This window comes from Ruegeria sp. AE3, from assembly GCF_056542225.1.
In genome coordinates this window covers 24,619-44,167 of the sequence record NZ_JBQFZL010000011.1, presented here as the reverse complement: position 1 = coordinate 44,167, position 19,549 = coordinate 24,619, and the positions used below count along the sequence as shown (strand labels likewise).

21 protein-coding genes are annotated in these 19,549 nt (G+C 58.1%); 11 read left to right on the top strand and 10 right to left on the bottom strand.

Going from position 1 to position 19,549, the window contains the following annotated elements; translation table 11 throughout:
• Nucleotide 1: 1 nt before the first annotated feature.
• Nucleotides 2-733, bottom strand: a complete 732-nt coding sequence (locus ACR0NZ_RS16375; protein ID WP_480520433.1) for a TVP38/TMEM64 family protein — start codon at nt 731-733, stop codon at nt 2-4.
• A gap of 296 nt (nt 734-1,029) precedes the next feature.
• Here ACR0NZ_RS16375 and rpmH point away from each other — a divergent pair, with 296 nt between their 5' ends.
• The 3 genes from rpmH to yidD are packed head-to-tail and all read left to right on the top strand — an operon-like array spanning nt 1,030 to nt 1,846.
• Nucleotides 1,030-1,164, top strand: coding sequence for a 50S ribosomal protein L34 (gene rpmH / locus ACR0NZ_RS16370; protein ID WP_005980833.1), 135 nt, complete (start codon nt 1,030-1,032; stop codon nt 1,162-1,164).
• Between the two features lie 26 nt (nt 1,165-1,190).
• Nucleotides 1,191-1,616, top strand: a complete 426-nt coding sequence (gene rnpA / locus ACR0NZ_RS16365; protein ID WP_480474021.1) for a ribonuclease P protein component — start codon at nt 1,191-1,193, stop codon at nt 1,614-1,616.
• Nucleotides 1,613-1,846 (top strand): membrane protein insertion efficiency factor YidD, encoded by a 234-nt coding sequence (gene yidD, locus ACR0NZ_RS16360; RefSeq protein ID WP_480474022.1) that lies wholly within the window; start codon nt 1,613-1,615, stop codon nt 1,844-1,846. The genes rnpA and yidD overlap by 4 nt, the downstream gene beginning before the upstream one ends.
• Here yidD and ACR0NZ_RS16355 read toward each other — a convergent pair.
• A complete protein-coding gene (locus tag ACR0NZ_RS16355) occupies nt 1,843-2,778 on the bottom strand; it encodes an alpha/beta fold hydrolase (protein WP_480520361.1) in 936 nt (311 codons plus the stop codon). The two genes, yidD and ACR0NZ_RS16355, sit on opposite strands and share 4 nt — an antisense overlap.
• A gap of 114 nt (nt 2,779-2,892) precedes the next feature.
• On the opposite strand from ACR0NZ_RS16355, the gene ttcA reads away from it, so the two are divergent.
• The 8 genes from ttcA to ACR0NZ_RS16315 all read left to right on the top strand — a co-directional run bounded on the left by ttcA (nt 2,893) and on the right by ACR0NZ_RS16315 (nt 10,854).
• The gene (gene ttcA / locus ACR0NZ_RS16350; protein ID WP_480520359.1) at nt 2,893-3,786 is read left to right on the top strand and encodes a tRNA 2-thiocytidine(32) synthetase TtcA; all 894 of its coding nucleotides are present in this window, start codon (nt 2,893-2,895) and stop codon (nt 3,784-3,786) included.
• A 44-nt stretch (nt 3,787-3,830) separates the two neighbouring features.
• Nucleotides 3,831-5,387 (top strand): putative bifunctional diguanylate cyclase/phosphodiesterase, encoded by a 1,557-nt coding sequence (locus tag ACR0NZ_RS16345; protein WP_480520357.1) that lies wholly within the window; start codon nt 3,831-3,833, stop codon nt 5,385-5,387.
• A 126-nt stretch (nt 5,388-5,513) separates the two neighbouring features.
• On the top strand, nt 5,514-7,343 hold the full coding sequence (gene yidC / locus ACR0NZ_RS16340) for a membrane protein insertase YidC (RefSeq protein WP_480520355.1): 1,830 nt from the start codon (nt 5,514-5,516) through the stop codon (nt 7,341-7,343).
• Nucleotides 7,340-8,077, top strand: coding sequence for an MOSC domain-containing protein (locus ACR0NZ_RS16335; protein ID WP_480520353.1), 738 nt, complete (start codon nt 7,340-7,342; stop codon nt 8,075-8,077). Before yidC ends, ACR0NZ_RS16335 begins: the two co-directional genes overlap by 4 nt.
• Nucleotides 8,074-8,727, top strand: a complete 654-nt coding sequence (gene yihA, locus ACR0NZ_RS16330; protein ID WP_480474029.1) for a ribosome biogenesis GTP-binding protein YihA/YsxC — start codon at nt 8,074-8,076, stop codon at nt 8,725-8,727. Before ACR0NZ_RS16335 ends, yihA begins: the two co-directional genes overlap by 4 nt.
• 60 nt (nt 8,728-8,787) lie before the next feature.
• The gene (gene argB / locus ACR0NZ_RS16325; RefSeq protein ID WP_480474030.1) at nt 8,788-9,651 is read left to right on the top strand and encodes an acetylglutamate kinase; all 864 of its coding nucleotides are present in this window, start codon (nt 8,788-8,790) and stop codon (nt 9,649-9,651) included.
• 22 nt (nt 9,652-9,673) lie between these two features.
• Nucleotides 9,674-10,360, top strand: coding sequence for a ferredoxin (locus tag ACR0NZ_RS16320; protein ID WP_480520351.1), 687 nt, complete (start codon nt 9,674-9,676; stop codon nt 10,358-10,360).
• Complete coding sequence (locus tag ACR0NZ_RS16315; RefSeq protein ID WP_480520349.1) at nt 10,357-10,854, top strand: SixA phosphatase family protein; 498 nt, start codon at nt 10,357-10,359, stop codon at nt 10,852-10,854. The genes ACR0NZ_RS16320 and ACR0NZ_RS16315 overlap by 4 nt, the downstream gene beginning before the upstream one ends.
• Nucleotides 10,855-10,898: 44 nt before the next feature.
• Here the strand turns inward: ACR0NZ_RS16315 and ACR0NZ_RS16310 are convergent, their stop codons facing one another.
• The 8 genes from ACR0NZ_RS16310 to ACR0NZ_RS16275 all read right to left on the bottom strand — a co-directional run bounded on the left by ACR0NZ_RS16310 (nt 10,899) and on the right by ACR0NZ_RS16275 (nt 19,547).
• Nucleotides 10,899-11,690, bottom strand: coding sequence for an amino acid ABC transporter ATP-binding protein (locus ACR0NZ_RS16310; RefSeq protein ID WP_480484762.1), 792 nt, complete (start codon nt 11,688-11,690; stop codon nt 10,899-10,901).
• A 12-nt stretch (nt 11,691-11,702) separates the two neighbouring features.
• Complete coding sequence (locus tag ACR0NZ_RS16305) at nt 11,703-13,007, bottom strand: amino acid ABC transporter permease (protein WP_480484763.1); 1,305 nt, start codon at nt 13,005-13,007, stop codon at nt 11,703-11,705.
• Between the two features lies 1 nt (nt 13,008).
• Nucleotides 13,009-14,277 carry an amino acid ABC transporter permease gene (locus tag ACR0NZ_RS16300; protein WP_480474035.1) on the bottom strand — a complete coding sequence of 423 codons (1,269 nt, stop codon included), beginning with the start codon at nt 14,275-14,277 and terminating at the stop codon, nt 13,009-13,011.
• A 128-nt stretch (nt 14,278-14,405) separates the two neighbouring features.
• Nucleotides 14,406-15,422: an amino acid ABC transporter substrate-binding protein gene (locus tag ACR0NZ_RS16295; protein WP_480474036.1), complete on the bottom strand. Its 1,017-nt coding sequence runs from the start codon at nt 15,420-15,422 to the stop codon at nt 14,406-14,408.
• 205 nt (nt 15,423-15,627) lie between these two features.
• Nucleotides 15,628-16,335, bottom strand: a complete 708-nt coding sequence (locus tag ACR0NZ_RS16290) for an ATP12 family chaperone protein (protein ID WP_480520347.1) — start codon at nt 16,333-16,335, stop codon at nt 15,628-15,630.
• 3 nt (nt 16,336-16,338) lie between these two features.
• Nucleotides 16,339-17,010, bottom strand: coding sequence for an HAD-IA family hydrolase (locus ACR0NZ_RS16285; RefSeq protein ID WP_480520345.1), 672 nt, complete (start codon nt 17,008-17,010; stop codon nt 16,339-16,341).
• The gene (locus ACR0NZ_RS16280) at nt 17,007-18,050 is read right to left on the bottom strand and encodes an RluA family pseudouridine synthase (protein ID WP_480520343.1); all 1,044 of its coding nucleotides are present in this window, start codon (nt 18,048-18,050) and stop codon (nt 17,007-17,009) included. The genes ACR0NZ_RS16285 and ACR0NZ_RS16280 overlap by 4 nt, the downstream gene beginning before the upstream one ends.
• A gap of 186 nt (nt 18,051-18,236) precedes the next feature.
• The gene (locus ACR0NZ_RS16275) at nt 18,237-19,547 is read right to left on the bottom strand and encodes a replication-associated recombination protein A (protein ID WP_480520341.1); all 1,311 of its coding nucleotides are present in this window, start codon (nt 19,545-19,547) and stop codon (nt 18,237-18,239) included.
• Nucleotides 19,548-19,549: the final 2 nt, after the last annotated feature.

The window sequence follows — 19,549 nt, the reverse complement described above, 5'->3', positions numbered from 1 at the left end:
GTCAGGCGTCCTTTCCGCCACGCAGGGACTTGATGACAATCGGCAAAGCAGCCAGCACACACAAGCCGACAATGGGGCCAATGACGAAGGGTTCCCACAACAAAGAAACGTCCGGTGTTTCGCCACGGTCGAACACACCGCCCAGCCCAACGCCGATCCAGGTGTAAACGATACCCCCCGGGATAATGCCCAGCGCCGTCGTGATCAGAAAATTGCGAAATTTGACGCCCACCAGCGCAGGCACCAGATTGGCCACAAAGAACGGCACAACCGGGACAAGCCGCAGCAGGAACAGCACCGAGATTTCGTTCTCGCGCAACCTGTCTTTCAGCTTCCCAATCGTCCCCTTTGAGGCATCCAACCGGGTCGTCAAAGTATTGCCCAACCCCCAGCGGGCGGCCAAAAAGATGGCCGATGCGCCTATTGTGGCCGAAAATACATTGAACACCGTTCCGGCAAACAGTCCAAACAGGAACCCACCGGTCATCGAGGTGACAGCAGCCCCGGGCAGCGAAAACGCGACGATCACGATATAGACGGCAACGAACCCGGCCACCATGGCCCAGTAGTTTGCGTCCCGCCACGCCAGCAACGCTTCGCGGTTGTCGCGCAGGGTTTCGAAAGTCAGGTAATCACCCAGCGTGAAAAACCCCACCGCGGCGACACCGAGAATCACCAGCAAAGGGATTTGGCGCGCCAACCCGTTTCGTGGAACGTGGCTTGTTTCGGACATCTGGTCTTCCGGTTCTTCTTGTTTCATCTTACGCCCAACATGCGCTGCATGCGCTTTTGGCAACAGGGGGTTCACGGGGCCTTGATCTATGCGGCCGCGAACGTGACAGTTTCAGACGATAATCGACCGATTTGAAATCTTTTCAGCAATCGGTTTACAGAATTGTTGCAAAAGCCGCGAAAACCGGACCGTTGGGGTTTGACTTACACTTCGCTTGGCAGTAGAGGACGGGCTTCGAACACTAGGGCCAGGCGAATCCGCGCCGCACCCGACCGCTATAGATTGGAGACGGAGCGATGAAACGCACCTATCAGCCTTCGAACCTGGTTCGCAAACGCCGCCACGGTTTCCGCGCGCGCATGGCCACAAAAGCCGGCCGCAAGATCCTGAATGCGCGCCGCGCCCGCGGCCGCAAATCGCTGAGCGCGTAAAACCGCCCACTGATCAGGGTATGAACATGATGCCGCCGGAGGCCCCTGAGGATGGTAAGAACCACCCCGGGAATACGCCCCCGGCGGCTTCTGTTTGTCTACCCACATCTCTGACGATCCTAAAAAAAAGAGCCGATTTCCTGAAAGCCGCGCGCGCGCGCAGACAGGGAACGTCTTCGATGATGGTGCAGGCCCGCCGACGCGCTCCGGATGAAGCGGTCGGGCTGCGCGTTGGCTTTACCTGCTCAAAGAAAGTCGGAAATGCCGTGGCCCGCAATCGTGCCAAGCGCCGCCTGAGAGAAGTCGCACGGGCGGTCTTGCCTGTGTCCGGTCTTGAGGGATGGGACTATGTGCTGATCGGGCGGGCTGATGTAACCGCCGATCTTCCTTATGATGTCCTGCTGAGCGACTTGCGGTATGCGCTTCGCAAAGTGCATGCGGGCCACAAATGACCTTCCTGTCCCATATCGTCGCCCTGCCCGTTCGCGCGTACCGGCTGATTTTCAGCCCCTGGGTTGGTTTCAATTGCCGCTATCAGCCCACATGCTCGGCCTATGCGCTGGAAGCATTGGAAAAACATGGCGCGATCCGGGGATCATGGCTGGCTGCGCACCGGATATGCCGGTGCCATCCCTGGGGCAGTGACGGTTACGATCCGGTGCCCGACAATACAGACCCTTAAATCAACGCCAGATTGCCGCGGTCGGTGAAGCTGCGGGTCGGAATGACCTCTCGGTCCAGTTTTCCCATCAATGTATGGTGCAGGTCTTCGAAAAACCGGGGCGAGTCAAAATACCAGTTGTGTGTCGCAGATGGCCCATCCCCGTATTCATCGCGGGTATTTTTGAAATAGGACCCGCAATACAGATTAACCGCTTTTTCAGGCCGGTCGTTTGGCATTCCGACACGGCCCAGTCGGCGCGATACTCCGACACGCTTGACCTCTGAGATCGACAAAACCTCGTCAAACGGGCTGTAATAACATGTCAGCCTAGTACAACGTCGCATCAGAGAGGACGTCTTGGAACTGCCGTCGCGGAACGATTTCGCGGATACATCCGCCGCGACAAACGCGATCTGGCTGGTCATCCAGCTGTGTTGCGCGGTTTCGTGGTCGTCATCGGCATAATCCATGGCTTCTCGCACCAAGAACGTGCCCATGGAATGTGCCAGAACATGGACGTTGTACCGGCAATCCGCAGTCTGCATCCGGGACAGCCCCGTGATCCCGTGACTGAACAATTTCTCTGCCGCACGCCGCGCGTCAGCCCGGTCAACGTTATAGCCCAGAACCGATCCATCGCTTGGCCAGTCATAGCTGATGACCACACCGTTAAAGCCATGCATCTCAAGACCGGTGCGAATTTTGCGGTGACGTTCCAGCATCTGGTATTGCTCGGTATTGAACCCGTGCACGAAGACAACAATATGCCCGTTCTCGGTAGCCGTCGCCCCGGCTTCGGCCTGAATCCGGCTTATCCATTGAGATTGCGGTATTTCATGCTGCCGTGCCGGTTGCCCGACATTCCCCGGAATAGCCAGATATCGCGCGGTGCCCATCTTGTTTGAATAGTGTTCGCCGCTGCGGGCGCGGACGGAAAAGAAATAGTCCATAATATACCTCCTGAAAAATACGCGCAGGGTAACACGGGTGTAACTACTATCCAAATGCGGTTGATCCTGCTTCTACGCCTTGCCCGGGCCTTCGGTCCGCTGTAACCACGGCGCATGTTTGATGATGCAGACGATATCCACCCGCTGTTTGCCGGCGCGCCCTCGACAACCGAGTTCAAGAAGCTGCGTAAACGCATTGTGCGCCAGACCCGTGAAGCGATCGAGCAATACGGGATGGTGGATCCGTCCGCCCACGACAAGGATGGCAAGCCACCCCGCTGGCTGGTCTGTCTTTCGGGTGGCAAGGACAGCTATACATTGCTGGCCGTTCTCTACGAGCTCAAGTGGCGGGGCCTGTTGCCTGTCGATCTGCTGGCCTGCAATCTGGATCAGGGCCAGCCGGGCTTTCCGGCGACGGTCCTGCCCGAGTTTCTGGGTCGAATGGACGTGCCGCATCGGATCGAATATCAGGACACATATTCCGTTGTGATGGACAAGGTTCCGCAGGGCCGGACCTATTGCGCCCTGTGTTCCCGTTTGCGCCGTGGCAACCTCTATCGCATCGCGCGCGAGGAAGGGTGCTCGGCGGTCGTCCTGGGGCATCACCGCGACGATATCCTTGAGACGTTTTTCATGAACCTGTTCCACGGCGGCCGCCTGGCCACGATGCCGCCGAAACTGGTGAACGAAGAAGGCGATCTTTTTGTATTCCGCCCGCTCGCCCATGTCGCCGAAGCCGATTGCGAGAAATTTGCCAAGGCGATGCAATACCCGATCATTCCCTGTGACCTGTGCGGCAGTCAGGATGGATTGCTGCGCCAGCAGGTCAAACAGATTCTGGATCAATGGGAAAAGAACAGCCCGGGTCGGCGACAGGTTATGTTCCGAGCGTTAACAAACGCGCGGCCATCGCACCTTCTGGATGGAAAGCTGTTTGATTTCATTAACCTTTCACTAAATTCCGACGAAAAATCTGGGAACTTAGAAGAGATTCCGCTTCTGCGTTAACGACTGACTTAGACTGGTTTCATAGGCTTTGCCTTGTGCAGATCATGCCCAAGGCCAGAAAGCTGATGCGGAACCATCCCCTTACCGACCGTTTTGTCCATTCGTTGAAAACCGTTCTGGGCGGCCCAGCCGCGCTGGCCTTTGTTCCTGCGCTTTGTCTGAGTGCGTTCTGGATTGGGGGTGAACAGGCCCTGGTTGCACTGGCCCTGATTTTGCCTCTGATCGTCGCAGGCATCAATGCATTCGCAGCCAATCCGTCGCGTAAGGGGCTTTGGCGCCCCGGCGGTCTGCTGTCAAAGGACCAGTTTGAAACATTTTTGGAGAAGGCATTTGCCGACGCCCGCCTGAAGGGGGAAAACTCGGCCTGTTTCGCGGTGGTTCTGGATGATTTCACGCAATTGCTTGATCTGCACGGACAGGCGGCGGCAAACCACGTTGCACAGCAATTCTGCTCGCGCATTTTGTCCATGATCCGCTCCAATGATTGCGCAACCCGGATGGGTGGAAACAGGATGATGGTTGTTCTGCACCCGGCACGGCAACTGGATCTGGAAGCATGTATTCAGATGTCGGGCCGTATGCAAAACGCCGTTGAAGACCCCATCATGTTGAATGGCACCGGCGTGTATATGTCCTGTTCCATTGGCTTTTGCCTGAGCAGCAATATCACTGACGGCTCGGCAATCGAATGGCAGGAAGCCGCAAATAACGCCCTTTTGGAGGCGCAACAAAACGGGCCTTCCACGATTCGCGCTTTTTCCTCTCAGACGCGCAGACGGGCGCAGGTCAGGATCAACTTGCGCAAAGAGTTCGAGGCGGCGCTGGACAGCGGTGAAATCCGCCCGTGGTTTCAACCCCAGATCTCCACCGATACCGGGCGTATCAGTGGGTTTGAGGCTCTGGCCCGCTGGGAACATCCGAAAAAAGGGGTTCTTGCCCCCAATGTGTTCCTGCCCTTTGCCGAACAGGCCGAACTGATGGACCGGCTGGGGCAGGCCATGCGGCATCATTCCTTCTCTGCAATGCGCGAATGGGATCGGTCCATGCTGTCGGTGCCGCGCATCGGGATCAATTTCTCATCTGACGAACTGCGCAATCCGGGCCTGATCGACCGTCTGAAATGGGAATTGGATCAATTCGATCTGACTCCTGACAGGCTGGCGGTCGAGGTGTTGGAAACCGTGTTCTCCAGACGGCCCGACGATGTCATCACCCGCAACGCCACCGGGCTTGCCGCAATGGGGTGCTGTATTGATCTGGACGATTTCGGGACAGGACATGCCTCGATCGGTTCTATCAAACGGTTCAACGTATCCCGTATCAAGATCGACAGGTCATTTGTTGCCAAAGCGGATCTGGACCCAAGCCAGCAACAGCTTGCCAGCGCCATTCTGATGATGGCGGAACGTTTGCATCTGGAAACTTTGGCCGAAGGTGTCGAAACACCGGGTGAACACGCTCTGATGGCCCAACTGGGTTGCGATCATGTTCAGGGGTTTGGCATCGGCAAACCCATGCCATTTGAGAAAACCAAGGATTGGATCTCGTCTTACCGCAACAAGATCGAAGGAGTTCCAAAAATCGGGCGGCAAACGCGGTAGGGAACTGGAAATCGTGACAAAGAAGACCCCTCCGTGACGAAATGACGGGCGATTCCGCTTGACCTTTGGGTCTGCACTCTGTTGAACCCTGCGGGTGTCTTTCACTGCTCAAGGTGGCTGTCCCCGATGGACGATCAGAACAAGAACCTTATCCTCGCAACCGCGCTCAGCTTTCTCGTGATCCTGGTCTGGTTCGTGCTGTTCCCCCCTCCGGAACAAACGATAACGCCGGATCAGGCTGAAATAACCAGCGTCGAAGGCAGGGAGGTTCAGACGCCCAGCACAGCCGATACCAGCACTGTCGGAGAGGCAACCGCGGCAGCTGCCGAAGCTGAACCCGAGGCCGAAGCGCCCCGCATCAATATCGACACGCCTCGCCTGACCGGTAGCCTGTCCCTTGCTGGCGGTCGGATCGACGAGCTGTCTTTGAAAGACTACAAGGTCTCACTGGCCGAGGATTCTCCGATTGTCGAGCTGTTGTCGCCGGTCGGGTCGCAATCCGCCTATTACGCCCTCTATGGTTGGGCCCCCGGCGCGGGCCTGACCGGTACAGACGTACCCGGACCAAATACCATCTGGATGCTTGAGCAGGGTGAAACCCTGGGTGTTGACACACCTGTGACACTGGCCTGGGAAAACGGCAATGGACTGACATTCCGCCGCACCATTGCGGTTGACGAGAACTATATGTTCACGGTCACGCAATCTGTCGAAAACGCCACCGGAACCGAAGTTGGACTGGCACCTTATGGCATTCTTGCGCGCCACGGCATTGGCGAAGACGGCGACCTGCCGGACCTGAAAAACTTCTTCATTCTGCATGAAGGTGTGATCGGTATGGCCGACGGCACTCTGACCGAAGTGGATTATGGCGACGTTCGTGATTTCGATATCGATCCGGACGAACGCGCGCAGGCCGAGGTATTCCAGGTCAAGGAAAACGGCTGGATCGGGTTCACCGATCATTTCTGGATGACCACGCTGATCCCGGAACCCGGTTCTGCTTTCAAGGCGGCTGCCAAATACGACTCGCGTCGCAAGATTTACCAGACAGAAACGGTACTTCCGACGCTGACCGTGGCACCGGGAACAACCGAGCAGGTGACAACGCAGCTGTTTGCTGGCGCAAAGGAATGGGAGACCATCCGCGAATACCAGGCTGACGGTGTGCAGAAATTCATCGACAGTATCGACTGGGGCTGGTTCTTCTTCCTGACCAAGCCGATTTTCTGGCTGCTGCACAACATTCATGCGCTGATCGGCAACATGGGTTGGTCCATTATTGGCCTGACGCTGATCATCAAGGCAATCCTGTTCCCGCTGGCCTTCAAGTCCTACGTCTCGATGGCGAAGATGAAGGAACTGCAACCGCAGATGGAAGCCCTGAAAGAAGCCGCGGGCGACGACCGCCAGAAGATGCAGCAGGGCATGATGGAGCTGTACAAGAAGGAAAAGGTGAACCCCGCTGCCGGTTGTTTGCCAATCCTGTTGCAGATCCCGATCTTCTTCTCGCTGTACAAGGTGATTTTCGTCACAATCGAACTGCGTCAAGCACCGTGGTTTGGCCCCTTCCAGGACCTGAGCGCACCTGACCCGACCTCAATCATGAACCTCTTTGGCTTGCTGCCCTGGGCCGGCCCGCAACCGGATACCCTGATGGCGCTGATCTTTATCGGTATTCTGCCGCTGCTGCTGGGGATCTCGATGTGGCTGCAACAGAAACTGAACCCGGCACCAACTGATGCCACACAAGCGATGATCTTCGCGTGGATGCCCTGGGTCTTCATGTTCATGCTGGGCGGCTTTGCAAGCGGTCTGGTCGTGTACTGGATTGCGAACAACACGATCACCTTTACCCAACAGTATCTGATCATGCGCAGTCAGGGCTATTCGCCGGACGTATTCGGAAACATCAAATCCGGATTTAAGCGATTGCCGAACACGGACAAGAAATGAGCGGAACTGTTTCAGGCCTTTGGCGTCACCCGATCAAAAGCCATGGGCGTGAAGCCCTGAGCCTGATTACCCTCAACCCCGGGCAGACCATGCCCGGGGATCGCGTTTGGGCGGTTGCCCATGAAGCGGCCAAGACCGACGGAACGGAATGGGCCCCGTGTGTGAATTTCAGCCGCGGTTCAAAAGCTCCCAAGCTGATGGCAATTTGGGCGAAACTGGACGGCGACCAGGTCACTTTGCACCACCCGGACCGCCCGGATCTGAGCTTTCACCCCGACACGGAGCAATCGGTTTTCCTGGATTGGGTAAAGCCGCTTATGCCCACAGACCGTGCTGCGTCTGCCCGAATTGTCCGGGTGCCCGGGCGCGGCATGACCGATACCGATTTCCCGTCAATCAGCCTGTGCAACATGGCCTCTCATCGCGCTGTTGAACAAAAGCTGGGCCAGTCTTTGTCTGCGGCGCGGTGGCGCGGAAACATCTGGTTCGAAGGCCTGCCTGAGTGGGATGAATTCGACTGGCTGGGCCGTGACCTTCGCATTGGCGAAACCGTACTCCGGGTTCGCGAGCGTATCACCCGCTGTCTGGCCACGACCGCAAATCCGGAAACCGGCGAACGCGACGCGGATACTTTGGGCGCGCTGAACAGCTGGGATCATCAGGATTTCGGTGTTTATGCAGAAGTTGTTCAGGGTGGTGAAATCCGTCTGAATGATACGCTGGAGTTGCTATGACCACGCTTCCGTTTCCGCTGGCTGAAGAGCCGGATGACTTCGCCAAAGAACGCGGTCGCAAACTGTTTGCCGGCCCGTCTGAATTTATCAAAGGCGTGGTCGCCATGACGGGCCTGCCCGCCCCTGACCGGTTAGAGGTTTGCTTTGCCGGACGCTCGAATGTCGGCAAATCCAGCCTGATCAATGCGTTAACCGGAACAAAGGGTCTGGCGCGTGCCTCGAACACACCTGGCCGCACGCAAGAAATCAACTTCTTCACGCAAGGCCCCGACCTCTATCTGGTGGACCTGCCGGGCTATGGGTATGCGAATGCACCGGTTAACGTGGTGGAAAAATGGCAGAAGCTTCTCAAGCAATACCTGAGCGGTCGTCAGACACTGCGCCGTGCCTTTGTCCTGATCGACGCGCGACACGGGGTAAAACCGGTCGACGCTGAAATCATGAAATTGCTGGATACCAGTGCCGTGACCTTTCAATGCGTTCTCACCAAGGCTGACAAGGTCAAGGCCAACGAGCGCGAAAAGGTTCTGGAGCAAACCCGCGCGGCCTTGTCCAAACATCCCGCAGCATTCCCGGAAATCGTCCTGACTTCGTCCGAAAAAGGCGACGGGATTCCGACCCTGCGCTCGATCATTGCACATCTGGAATAGCTTCGCCCTTGGCAGCGCGGTGCAAAGGCCCTAACACGGACGGTCAGAGGGACCTTAGCAATGAAGACACGTGACATGAACCGGGACTGGATCGCCACCGCAGCAACCCTGAACAGCGCATTGCCCTATCTGCAGCGCTATGATGGAGCCATCGTCGTCATCAAGCTGGGCGGGCACGCCATGGGCAGTGACGAGGCGATGGAGAGCTTTGCGCGCGATGTCGTCTTGATGCGTCAGGTCGGCGTGAACCCCGTCGTTGTGCATGGCGGTGGTCCGATGATCAACGCGATGCTGGACAAGCTGAATATCCAGTCCGACTTTGTGAACGGCAAGCGCGTGACTGACACGGCAACCGTCGAAGTTGTCGAGATGGTTCTGTCTGGCCTGGTGAACAAGCGCATCGTTCAGGCGATCAATGGTCAGGGCGGTTCGGCCGTGGGTTTGTCGGGCAAGGATGCAAACCTGATGATCTGCGACCAGACGGATGCGTCGCTGGGTTATGTCGGCACCCCTGCCGAGATGAACCCGAAAATCCTGCATGATCTGTTCTCACATGATGTGATCCCGGTAATCGCCCCGCTGGGTGCGGGCCGTGAGGGTGAAACGTTCAACGTGAACGGCGATACGGCAGCCGGGGCGATTGCCTCGGCATTGAAAGCTGACCGCCTTCTGCTGCTGACTGATGTCTCGGGCGTCAAGAACGCGGCTGGTGAAGTGGTGACCGAGCTGAAAGCCGGCCAGATCCGCGAGATGACCCGCGAAGGCACCATCGCAGGCGGCATGATCCCCAAGACCGAAACTGCCCTGGACGCCCTGCGCAGCGGCGTTCGGGCCGTCGTGATACTTGACGGGCGTGCGCCAAATGCGGTTCTGCTTGAACTGTTCACAGAACATGGCGCCGGGTCTCTGATACGGCCAGACTGATCACTGCAACAGCCGAGGGAAGATGACAGATCTCGCGCGACCTTCCTCTGGCCCGGATGCGGGAACTTATGGCCGCGTTGAACACGCGGCGCGTCAGGCGGGGTTGATTGTCATGGGCGCGCTGCATCCCCATCACGTGGCAGCCCGGCAACTCGACACAGGCACGCTGATCTTGCTGGGCGCGGGTTCTGATTTCTGGCCTGCTCTGAAAGCCTCGCCCGAATGGCGGGGGCCTGATCCAGTAGACCGCTGGTCAACCAGAGTCGTCGGCCAGATGGCACATACGTTCGGTGCACAGGCCTATTTCCCCTTTGGTGATCCACCCTATGCGCCTTTCATCGACTGGGCCCTGAAATCGGGACGCACCTTCAGCAGCCCGGTGGGGGCCTTGGTACATGACACGGTCGGCATGATGATCTCATATCGCGGCGCACTGCATTTCGCCCATGAGCTTACCATCCCTAAGGCGCCCGGCGTTTCCCCCTGTGACACCTGCGCCGCCCCGTGCACGACAGCTTGCCCTGTCGGCGCACTGAACGCGCAAAACTTCTATGACCTTGTTGCCTGCCACGACCATCTTGAAACTGCTGAGGGTCAGACCTGCATGACAGGCGGCTGTCTGGCCCGTCTCGCCTGCCCGCTCAGCGTGGGCGCAGGGCGCAACCCCGAACAATCAGCCCATCATATGAAGGCTTTTCATCCGTCATGACCCGCACCCTGATCCTGACGCGACACGCAAAATCCAGCTGGGATAACCCAGGACTTGCCGATCATGAACGCCCCCTGAACAAGCGCGGGCGCAGGTCGGCCCCGGCCATTGGTGCATGGCTGCGCGAAAACGGCTGGATGCCGGATGAAGTGCTCAGCTCGACGTCTAACCGCACCCGCGAGACATGGGATGGAATGGGGTTAAAGGCCGATAAGGTCCGCTTTCACAAAGCGCTCTACCACGCCGACGCAGAAGACATGTTGCGTGAATTGGCAGGCGCTACGGAACCCGTAATATTGATGCTGGGCCATAACCCCGGCATCGCCGAGTTCGCCAGCCAACTTGTGCGACAGTCGCCGGATCACATGCGCTTTTTAGACTATCCGACTTGTGCAACAACTGTGATGACATTTGACGCCGACAGCTGGTCGGACGTGCGCTGGCATACGGGCACTGTGCTGGGTTTCACCACCGCGCGTGAGTTGCTGGAATAGAAAAAGGCGGGACAAAACCCCGCCTTTCCACCATCTTGAAACGTTCAGTGTCCCAGAATCTGGCTGAGGAACAGTTTGGTCCGCTCACTTTGCGGGTTGTTGAAGAACTCTTCCGGTTCGTTCTGTTCCACGATCTGGCCCGCATCCATGAAGATCACGCGGTTGGCAACCTGACGGGCAAAGCCCATCTCGTGCGTCACGCACAGCATGGTCATGCCTTCCTCGGCCAGTTCGATCATGGTGTCGAGCACCTCTTTGATCATCTCCGGGTCCAACGCCGATGTCGGTTCGTCGAACAACATGATCCGCGGCATCATGCACAGTGAGCGGGCGATCGCCACACGCTGCTGCTGACCACCCGAAAGCTGACCAGGATACTTGTCGGCCTGCTCGGGGATTTTCACCTTTTCAAGGAAATGCATCGCGCGCTCTTCGGCCTCTTTCTTGGGCGTCTTGCGCACCCAGATCGGCGCCAGCGTGCAGTTCTCCAGAATGGTCAGGTGCGGGAACAGGTTGAAGTGCTGGAACACCATGCCAACCTCGGACCGGATCTTGTCGATGTTCTTGAGGTCATTCGACAACTCGGTCCCATCCACGATGATCGTGCCCTGCTGGTGTTCCTCCAGCGCGTTCAGGCAGCGGATTAGGGTGGATTTCCCCGATCCAGACGGGCCCGCGATAACAATCCGCTCGCCTTGGTTGACGGTCAGATTGATGTCGCGCAGCACGTGAAAGGACCCGTACCACTTGTTCATGTTGGTGATTTCGATGGCAACCTCGTCGCTCACCTGCATTTTGGAACGGTCGATTTCGCGGTCAATTGCAAGTTCAGACATGTGTTGAACTCCTTAACGATGGCCAGTCTGAAGCTTGCGCTCCAGATACATGGAATAACGGGACATAGAGAAGCAGACGATGAAGAACAGGAACGCGATGAACGCGAACAGTTCCCAATAGATGCCGTTCCAGGCTGTGTCGGCGCGGATAGCAGATGCCAATCCGATCACGTCGAACAACCCGATAATCGACACCAGCGTCGTATCCTTGAAGATCCCGATGAATGTGCTCACGATGCCCGGAATTGAGATTTTCAGGGCTTGCGGCATGATGATCAGCCTCTGCGCCTGCCAGTAGTTCAGGCCCAGACTGTCGGCGCCTTCGTACTGTCCTCGTGGCAGGGCAGCCAGACCACCCCGGATCACCTCGGCCATGTAGGCCGCCGAGAACAGGGTCATCATGATCATCACCCGCAGGATGATGTCAAAGTTGGTGCCCGGTGGCAGGAACAGGTTCAGAAGCAGCGACGCCACGAACAACAAGGTGATCAGCGGCACACCGCGAATGAACTCGATAAAGCCCACGCACAGGTATTTGACGATTAGCAGGTCCGACTGACGCCCCAGCGCCAGAACGATACCGATCGGAAGTGAGACACCAATGGCCACAACGCCCAGCAGGATCGCCAGCATGAAACCACCGAACTGACGGCTTTCAACAGCTTCGATGCCAATCGGCAGAACCGAGTCCAACGCGCCCGTGAAATAGCTGGACAGCACCAGCCACCAGATCACTGCGGCAACGACCGCACCGATCATACCCACCAGTTCACTCACCTGCTTGCTGAGGACCGAATACACGAACCAACCGACGACAAACCCAAGCGCGGCCGAGATTGGCCCCCAGATGGTTCCGCCCCACATCAGGAACGGCATCAGGAACGGGTAGATTGCCGTGAAGATCAGCATCTTGGTTGGGACGCGATCCGAATACAGAACCGGCGCCAATGCGACCAGCAACAGAACCAGCGCAAGGATCGGTCTCCAGTACAGATGGCTTGGATAGAAGCCGAACAGCAACTGTAACCATCGGTCATTGATAACCGCCCAGCAGGCGTGCCCATGGGTCGACCCCCAGGTGGCCATCATGATCTCGCGGCACTCGTTGAGAGAGTCGGCATTCCACACGGACTGGAAAATCCATGGCAGAACACCTGACAGCACGTAGTAGATCGCATAAAGCGAAACCACCGTCAGGATCGTGTTAAACCAACTTGAGAACAGGTTGTGCTTGACCCATCCCAGCGCACCGACCTCGGAAGCAGGCGGTGCCTGCTCGGGCAGCATTTCCGTGCGGACAAATGAAACATCACTCATATTACCGCTCCACCAGTTTTACACGGTTGTTGTACCAGTTCATCACCCCTGAGATGCTCAGCGAGATGGACAGATAGACCAGCATCAACAGCAGAACACATTCCAGCTCGCGACCGGTCTGGTTCATGGTGATGCCGCCAAGGGTCCCCGTGATGTCCATATATCCGACCGCGATCGCCAGTGACGAGTTCTTGGTCAGGTTCAGGTAGTTCGAGATCATGGGCGGAATGATCACCCGCAATGCCTGCGGCAGGATCACAAGGCGCATGGTCCGGCCCGGGCGCAGACCCAGCGCCGATGCGGCTTCGGTTTGGCCTTTTGAGATGGCCAGGATACCCGCACGAACGATCTCGGCGATGAAGGCCGCCGTGTAAAGCGACAAGGCCAGCCACAGCGCGATCAACGAGTTACGCAAATGTGTGCCGCCGGTAAAGTTGAAGCCTTTCAGCTCAGGGAAACCAAGGTGAAACCCCAGGATGGTGAGAAGGACAATCATCGGCACAAACAGAATACCCAGCTGGATGTGCCAGATAGTCGGACGATCACCGGATGCCTCTTGCTTGGCTTGTGCCCAGGCGGACACCTTGCGCATCGCAAAGATGCTGCCACCAAGCACGATCAGAATGGCGATCAGGTCCAGCGAGATATCGAACCGCAGGCTCGACGCACCGAAGATGTGTATATCACCCAGGCTGCGCGAGAACAGGAACTCCGGGATATAGACCCCGCGATTGGTCACCGCGACAGAATCGAACAGATTCATCGTGGCTTCTGGGTTTTCTCCGCGGAACGCCCTTGGTGCTGGCAGGCTTTCGATCAGAATGGCCATGGCCAGAACGATCCACAGCAGCACAGGTACGTTGCGGAACATCTCGACATAGACGGTCATGATACGCGCAACCAGCCAGTTGTTGGACAGGCGCAGAACACCAACCAAAACACCGACTATCGTTGCTGTGATACAACCAAGAACCGCCACAACCAGTGTGTTCAGCAAGCCGATAAAGGCCGCGCGCAAGTGACTGTCGCGCGAATCGTATTCAAGCAAGCGCTGGTTGATATCGTAACTGGCCGGTTCTGCGAAAAAGCCGAACTCAACCGGTTTTCCAAGCGCTTCGAGGTTTTGGATGGTATTGGAAATGATCCAGGCTGCCAGAAGCATAAAACCAATCATTGCAATGACCTGGATGGTCGCAGATCGGTACCGCGTATCATAAAGGAGCATGGACAGCCGGAACTGCTCCTTCGGCGGGTCAGTGAGAGTCGTCATGACCTATGTATATCCCCGTGCATCCCGTAAATATGTCGGCAGAGTTGATCCCTGCTCAAAACCGTACGGGCGTGATTCTTATGGATGGAAAAAGGGCGCAGGTTGCCCTGCGCCCTTCTCCGTCGATATTAGCGGAAAGGCGGCGAGTACAGCAGGCCGCCTTCGGTCCACTGTGCGTTCAGGCCGCGTGCCAGACCAATCGGGGTTTCTTCACCGATGTTCTTGGCAAACACTTCGCCATAGTTGCCGCCGGCTTTGATCGCCTTGGCTGCCCAGTCAGCGTTCAGACCCAGCATCTCGCCCAGGGTGCCTTCGGTACCCAGCAGGCGGTTGATTTCGGGGTTTTCGGTGCCAGCGGCCAGTTCATCGATATTGGCCGAGGTTACGCCCAGTTCTTCAGCCGAGATCAGCGCGTTCAGAGTCCAGCGCACAACGTCGCCCCACTCGTGGTCGCCGTGACGGACCAGCGGGCCCAGCGGCTCTTTCGAGATGATTTCAGGCAGCAGGATGTGATCACCGGGGTTTTCGAATGTGGCGCGGGTTGCCGCCAGACCCGAAGCGTCGGTGGTGTAAACGTCACATGCGCCAGCCAGGTACTGCTGCTGTGCTTCGGCGTTGGTTTCGATCGGAACCGGTTCGTAGCTGATGTTGTTCGAACGGAAGAAGTCCGCCAGGTTCAGCTCGGTTGTGGTGCCGGTCTGGATACAAACGGTTGCGCCGTCCAGTTCCTTGGCCGAGCTTACGCCCAGTGCCTTGGGAACCATAAAGCCCTGACCGTCATAGTAGTTCACACCGGTGAATTCGAACTTCAGGTCGACGTCGCGGCTGAAGGTCCAGGTGGTGTTACGCGCCAGCATGTCGATCTCGCCCGAGGCCAGAGCGGTAAAACGTGTCTTACCGGTGGTCGGAACGAATTCTACCGCGCTTGCATCGCCCAGAACAGCAGCAGCAACGGCACGGCACAGCGATACGTCAAAGCCCTGCCATTCGCCATTGGCATCGGGAGCAGCAAAGCCAACCAGACCGGTGGTCACGCCACAGTTCAGCTTGCCGCGCGCTTTAACGTCGTCAACGGTCCCTGCCACGGCTGCGCCAGCAGCAAGACCGGCAATCGTTGCCGCGCCCAAGATTACGGATTTTTTCATTTTTACCTCTTCCTGATTTCCCGCCCCATCAGAGGCGGCTCTGCCCGGCAAGTGGATGCCGGATAGGTTACTCCAAAGGTGTCTCCCCTTTAGTGGCACTGAGTTTGGGCGTATTCATAAACAAACGTCAAGGGTCGGATCATCGAAAACGATGGATCAGACCCCAACCAATTTGAACATTTGGCCAAAAATCGGAAAATAAGGATCAAACCGACATATCAAAGAAGCGTTTAGCATGCAGAAACGCGGCTTTCTTCGTTTCGGCGACCACATGGGCCTCGTCATCGTGACCCCATTGTTCGACCTGCCAGGTTTCGTCCAGCCGCGAAATGTGCCAAATTTCGGCTGGTTCGCGCCAATCCATGGCCGCCGCAAACCCGAGAATCAATGACCCCGACAAGCTGACCAGATCGTGGAACGCCGCCAGTTGAAACGCATCCAGCGCGTGGACGCGAGCACGCAGCGCCGACAGGGCAGCATCAGATTGCGGCTTGTGCAGCACACCGATAACTGGCTGCAAGCGAGCAGACAGCGCGGCCTCGGCCCAGTCCAGCGCCGGGTCCCATTCGGCGCTTTGACGTTCCTGCAACTCTGACGGGTGTGTCGCCCGATAACATAGCAGGTCGGAATCGCCATAATCCGCAAGCATATCGGCAACTTCCCCGTGCTGGGACCGAACCTTGTCGATTGCCGCATTCGCCGAACGGGTGCATGGCATTGTCGACGGATCTACCTCTTTCTGCTGGGCATCCCATTCTGCCGCAACCGCTTCGGCCATGGCGCGGGTCGGCAGGATCAACGCCGCTTTGGCAGGGGTCTTGACGCGGCGGCCATCTAGTTCAACCGTAAACCCGCCGTCGACCTCGGTGATCCGGCTTTCTTTCCAGAAGCGTTTCGGTTTCCAGTCGCTCATGTTTCAGTTCCATATCCCGGCCAGCGCATTGGGCAACTGGTCAAAGGTCTCAATCACGCAGGTGGCCGAGGTCAAAGCAGACCGATCATGGTACCCCCATGCCACGCCGATGCCGCGCACTCCGGCAGTGGCAGCCATGTCCATGTCATAGCTTGTATCGCCGACCATCACCGCGCAGTCGGGTTCGACACCCGTCTCGGCCAACGCGGACTGCACCATGGATGGGTGCGGTTTCGACGGATGGTGGTCGGCAACCTGCCGGGTGACGAAGTAGGGCTCAAGCCCATGCACTTCGATCAACGCATCAAGACCGCGCTGGGATTTGCCGGTTGCCACCCCAAGAAGCACTTCGGGCACGGCGTGCAAGGCTTCAATCGCCTCTCTTGCACCGGGATAGAGCGGAGAGCTGGCCGCGCCCAAATCCAAGCGATGCGCGTGATAGGCTTCCTTATACCCTTCAACGAGATCGTTCTGGACCAAGGAAGATTGGTCCGGCACCAACCGTGCGATGGCATGTGGCAGGGACAGCCCGACGATGGACAGGATCACCTCTCGCGTCGGTACAGGTACCGAAGCGGCCTGAAAGCTGGTGGTCATGGCGTGAACGATACTGCCCTGACTGTCGACCAGAGTGCCATCTACATCAAACAGAACCAACCGCAGGGGTGCGCTCATTGCAGCGCCTCAAACGGGTCGTCGGCGGCCAGATCCTCGGTCCAGCCGAAGGTGTCCCAGCTGTGTTTCATATGTTCCGGCAAGGGCGCTGTCACGATCACAGGTTTGCGCGTTATCGGATGCAGGAATGACAGTCGCCGCGCGTGCAGATGCAGCTTTTTGCTGATGATCCCACCCAGTTGCGCGCCCCAGCCATCACCCAGGTTTTCCTGCCCCGAGCCACCGTATTTGCCGTCGCCGATGATCGGATGCCCGATCGCTGCCATATGCGCGCGCAGTTGGTGGGTGCGGCCCGTGATTGGCTCCATCGCGACCCAAGCGGCGCGCCCGGCCACACGGTAGAGGGTCGCATAATGTGTATGTGCCCGTTTCGCACCGGGGGTGCTGTCGATCTCGTTCATATGGACGGGGATCATCTTTTCACCCTCGCCGTGCGCGCCATGACCAGCTGCTTTCACAAGACCCGTCTTGATTTCACCCAGATATGGCGTGGGAACACCTGCAACCAGCGCCCAGTAAATCTTGCGTGTATCGCGGTGGCGGAAAGCGGCTGTCAGCCCCTTTGCGGCTTCGCGCGTGCGGGCCAGCAGCAGAACTCCTGACGTGTCCTTGTCCAGGCGGTGAACCAGACGCGGGTTTTCGTCATACCCAAACCGCAACGCCTCGGACAGGCTGTCGACATGCCGGGTCTGCCCGCTGCCGCCCTGTACCGGCAGGCCCTGCGGTTTGTTCAGGGCCAGAATGTGATCATCACGGTAGATCACGCAGGACTGGATCATCTTGGCATCCGCATCCGAGATACGATGCTTAACCTCAACCGGTTTGTGATCAGGCCCCGGCAATGGCGGTACACGAACCACCTGCCCGACCTCCAATCGGGTCGAGGCCTTGGCCCGGCTGCCATCCACACGCAGTTCTCCCTTGCGGCACATCTTTTCGATGCGGCCCTGGCTGACATGCGGGAACAGGCGGCGCAACCAGCGGTCCACACGCTGATCGCCGTCCCCTTCAGCGACTGTAATCATCTGTACGCCACTCATGCCATTGCCCCTTGCGCCGCGCGGGTGATCCGCCCGGATTGTGTCTTTGTCCGTGTCCCAGAAATCATGGGGGTCTCTCGCGCGCAACGCGGCAAGAGTCAAGGTATCAGACAGGAACCTTTGGCGTTCGAGGGGGCTCAGCACCGCCCGCCACTTCTCGGCACGATCAATACATTCCCAGCCAGCCTAGCTGTTGCGCTGGGTCCGAAGCTTGGCGAAGTAATCGAGGCGCTTTTTCAGCTCACGCTCGAACCCACGCTCGACCGGTTGATACAGAACCGGGCGTTTCATCGTTTCGGGGAAATAGTTCTGACCGGAAAACCCGTCTTCGGCGTCATGGTCATACGCATAGCCGGCACCATATCCCTGATCCTTCATCATTGATGTAGGGGCATTCAGGATATGTTTGGGCGGTGGCTCGCTGCCCGATTGCTTGGCCAGCCGCATCGCTGCCTTATAGCCGACATAAGCACCGTTGGATTTCGGGGCCAGGGCCAGATAGACCAGCGCCTGCGCCAGCGCCAGCTCACCTTCGGGAGAGCCGAGCCGCTCATACGTTTCCCAGGATTGCAGGCAAATGGCCTGTGCCTGCGGGTCGGCCAGGCCGATATCCTCGACCGCCATCCGTGTGATCCGACGCGCCAGATAGCGCGGGTCTTCGCCCCCAGTCAGCATTCGCGCGAACCAGTACAGCGCCGCGTCCGGGTCGGACCCGCGTACCGATTTGTGCAAGGCTGAAATCAAGTTGTAATGTTCATCGCCCGACTTGTCATATTTCGCCGCCCGCCGCATCAGACGCGTCGACAGCGCGTCCGTGTCCAACGGCGCATCCACCTTCCAGGCCGAAACCTGTTCGATCAGGTTCAGCAAAGCCCGTCCGTCCCCATCGGCCATTTCCTGCAACGCATCGCGGGCTGCGGGTGTCAACGGCAGCGCGCGGTCCAGCTCTTTTTCGGCGCGCTGGGTCAGGCGTTCAAGATCGGAAAGGCCAAGCCGTACCAGCACCAGAACCTGCGACCGGCTGAGAACGGCAGCGTTCAGCTCAAAGGACGGGTTCTCAGTCGTGGCCCCGACCAGAAGGATCGTGCCGTCCTCCATATGCGGCAGAAACCCGTCCTGCTGTGCCTTGTTGAAGCGGTGAATCTCGTCCACGAACAGCAAGGTCCCCTGCCCATTCTGACGCCTGATCTTGGCCGCTTCGAAAACCTTCTTCAAATCCGGCACACCGGTGAAAATCGCACTGATCTGAACGAAATGCAGATCGGTTTCCTGCGCCAGCAACCGTGCGATCGTCGTCTTTCCGACACCGGGCGGCCCCCAGAAGATCAAGCTGGACAGACTGCCCGACGCCAGCATGACCCCCAGCGGCGCATTCGGGCCAAGAACCTGTTCCTGACCGATGACCTCGGCAAGAGTCTGCGGGCGCAACCGGTCCGCCAGGGGACGGTGTGGCGCAGCGGTGGGTTCCGTTGGCCCGGTATCGAACAGATCGCTCACGG

Coding starts and splice junctions, on each gene's coding strand:
- ACR0NZ_RS16375 (WP_480520433.1), bottom strand. CDS start 733: ATGTCCGAAACAAGCCACGTTCCACGAAACGGGTTGGCGCGCCAAATC.
- rpmH (WP_005980833.1), top strand. CDS start 1,030: ATGAAACGCACCTATCAGCCTTCGAACCTGGTTCGCAAACGCCGCCAC.
- rnpA (WP_480474021.1), top strand. CDS start 1,191: ATGATGCCGCCGGAGGCCCCTGAGGATGGTAAGAACCACCCCGGGAAT.
- yidD (WP_480474022.1), top strand. CDS start 1,613: ATGACCTTCCTGTCCCATATCGTCGCCCTGCCCGTTCGCGCGTACCGG.
- ACR0NZ_RS16355 (WP_480520361.1), bottom strand. CDS start 2,778: ATGGACTATTTCTTTTCCGTCCGCGCCCGCAGCGGCGAACACTATTCA.
- ttcA (WP_480520359.1), top strand. CDS start 2,893: ATGTTTGATGATGCAGACGATATCCACCCGCTGTTTGCCGGCGCGCCC.
- ACR0NZ_RS16345 (WP_480520357.1), top strand. CDS start 3,831: ATGCCCAAGGCCAGAAAGCTGATGCGGAACCATCCCCTTACCGACCGT.
- yidC (WP_480520355.1), top strand. CDS start 5,514: ATGGACGATCAGAACAAGAACCTTATCCTCGCAACCGCGCTCAGCTTT.
- ACR0NZ_RS16335 (WP_480520353.1), top strand. CDS start 7,340: ATGAGCGGAACTGTTTCAGGCCTTTGGCGTCACCCGATCAAAAGCCAT.
- yihA (WP_480474029.1), top strand. CDS start 8,074: ATGACCACGCTTCCGTTTCCGCTGGCTGAAGAGCCGGATGACTTCGCC.
- argB (WP_480474030.1), top strand. CDS start 8,788: ATGAAGACACGTGACATGAACCGGGACTGGATCGCCACCGCAGCAACC.
- ACR0NZ_RS16320 (WP_480520351.1), top strand. CDS start 9,674: ATGACAGATCTCGCGCGACCTTCCTCTGGCCCGGATGCGGGAACTTAT.
- ACR0NZ_RS16315 (WP_480520349.1), top strand. CDS start 10,357: ATGACCCGCACCCTGATCCTGACGCGACACGCAAAATCCAGCTGGGAT.
- ACR0NZ_RS16310 (WP_480484762.1), bottom strand. CDS start 11,690: ATGTCTGAACTTGCAATTGACCGCGAAATCGACCGTTCCAAAATGCAG.
- ACR0NZ_RS16305 (WP_480484763.1), bottom strand. CDS start 13,007: ATGAGTGATGTTTCATTTGTCCGCACGGAAATGCTGCCCGAGCAGGCA.
- ACR0NZ_RS16300 (WP_480474035.1), bottom strand. CDS start 14,277: ATGACGACTCTCACTGACCCGCCGAAGGAGCAGTTCCGGCTGTCCATG.
- ACR0NZ_RS16295 (WP_480474036.1), bottom strand. CDS start 15,422: ATGAAAAAATCCGTAATCTTGGGCGCGGCAACGATTGCCGGTCTTGCT.
- ACR0NZ_RS16290 (WP_480520347.1), bottom strand. CDS start 16,335: ATGAGCGACTGGAAACCGAAACGCTTCTGGAAAGAAAGCCGGATCACC.
- ACR0NZ_RS16285 (WP_480520345.1), bottom strand. CDS start 17,010: ATGAGCGCACCCCTGCGGTTGGTTCTGTTTGATGTAGATGGCACTCTG.
- ACR0NZ_RS16280 (WP_480520343.1), bottom strand. CDS start 18,050: ATGAGTGGCGTACAGATGATTACAGTCGCTGAAGGGGACGGCGATCAG.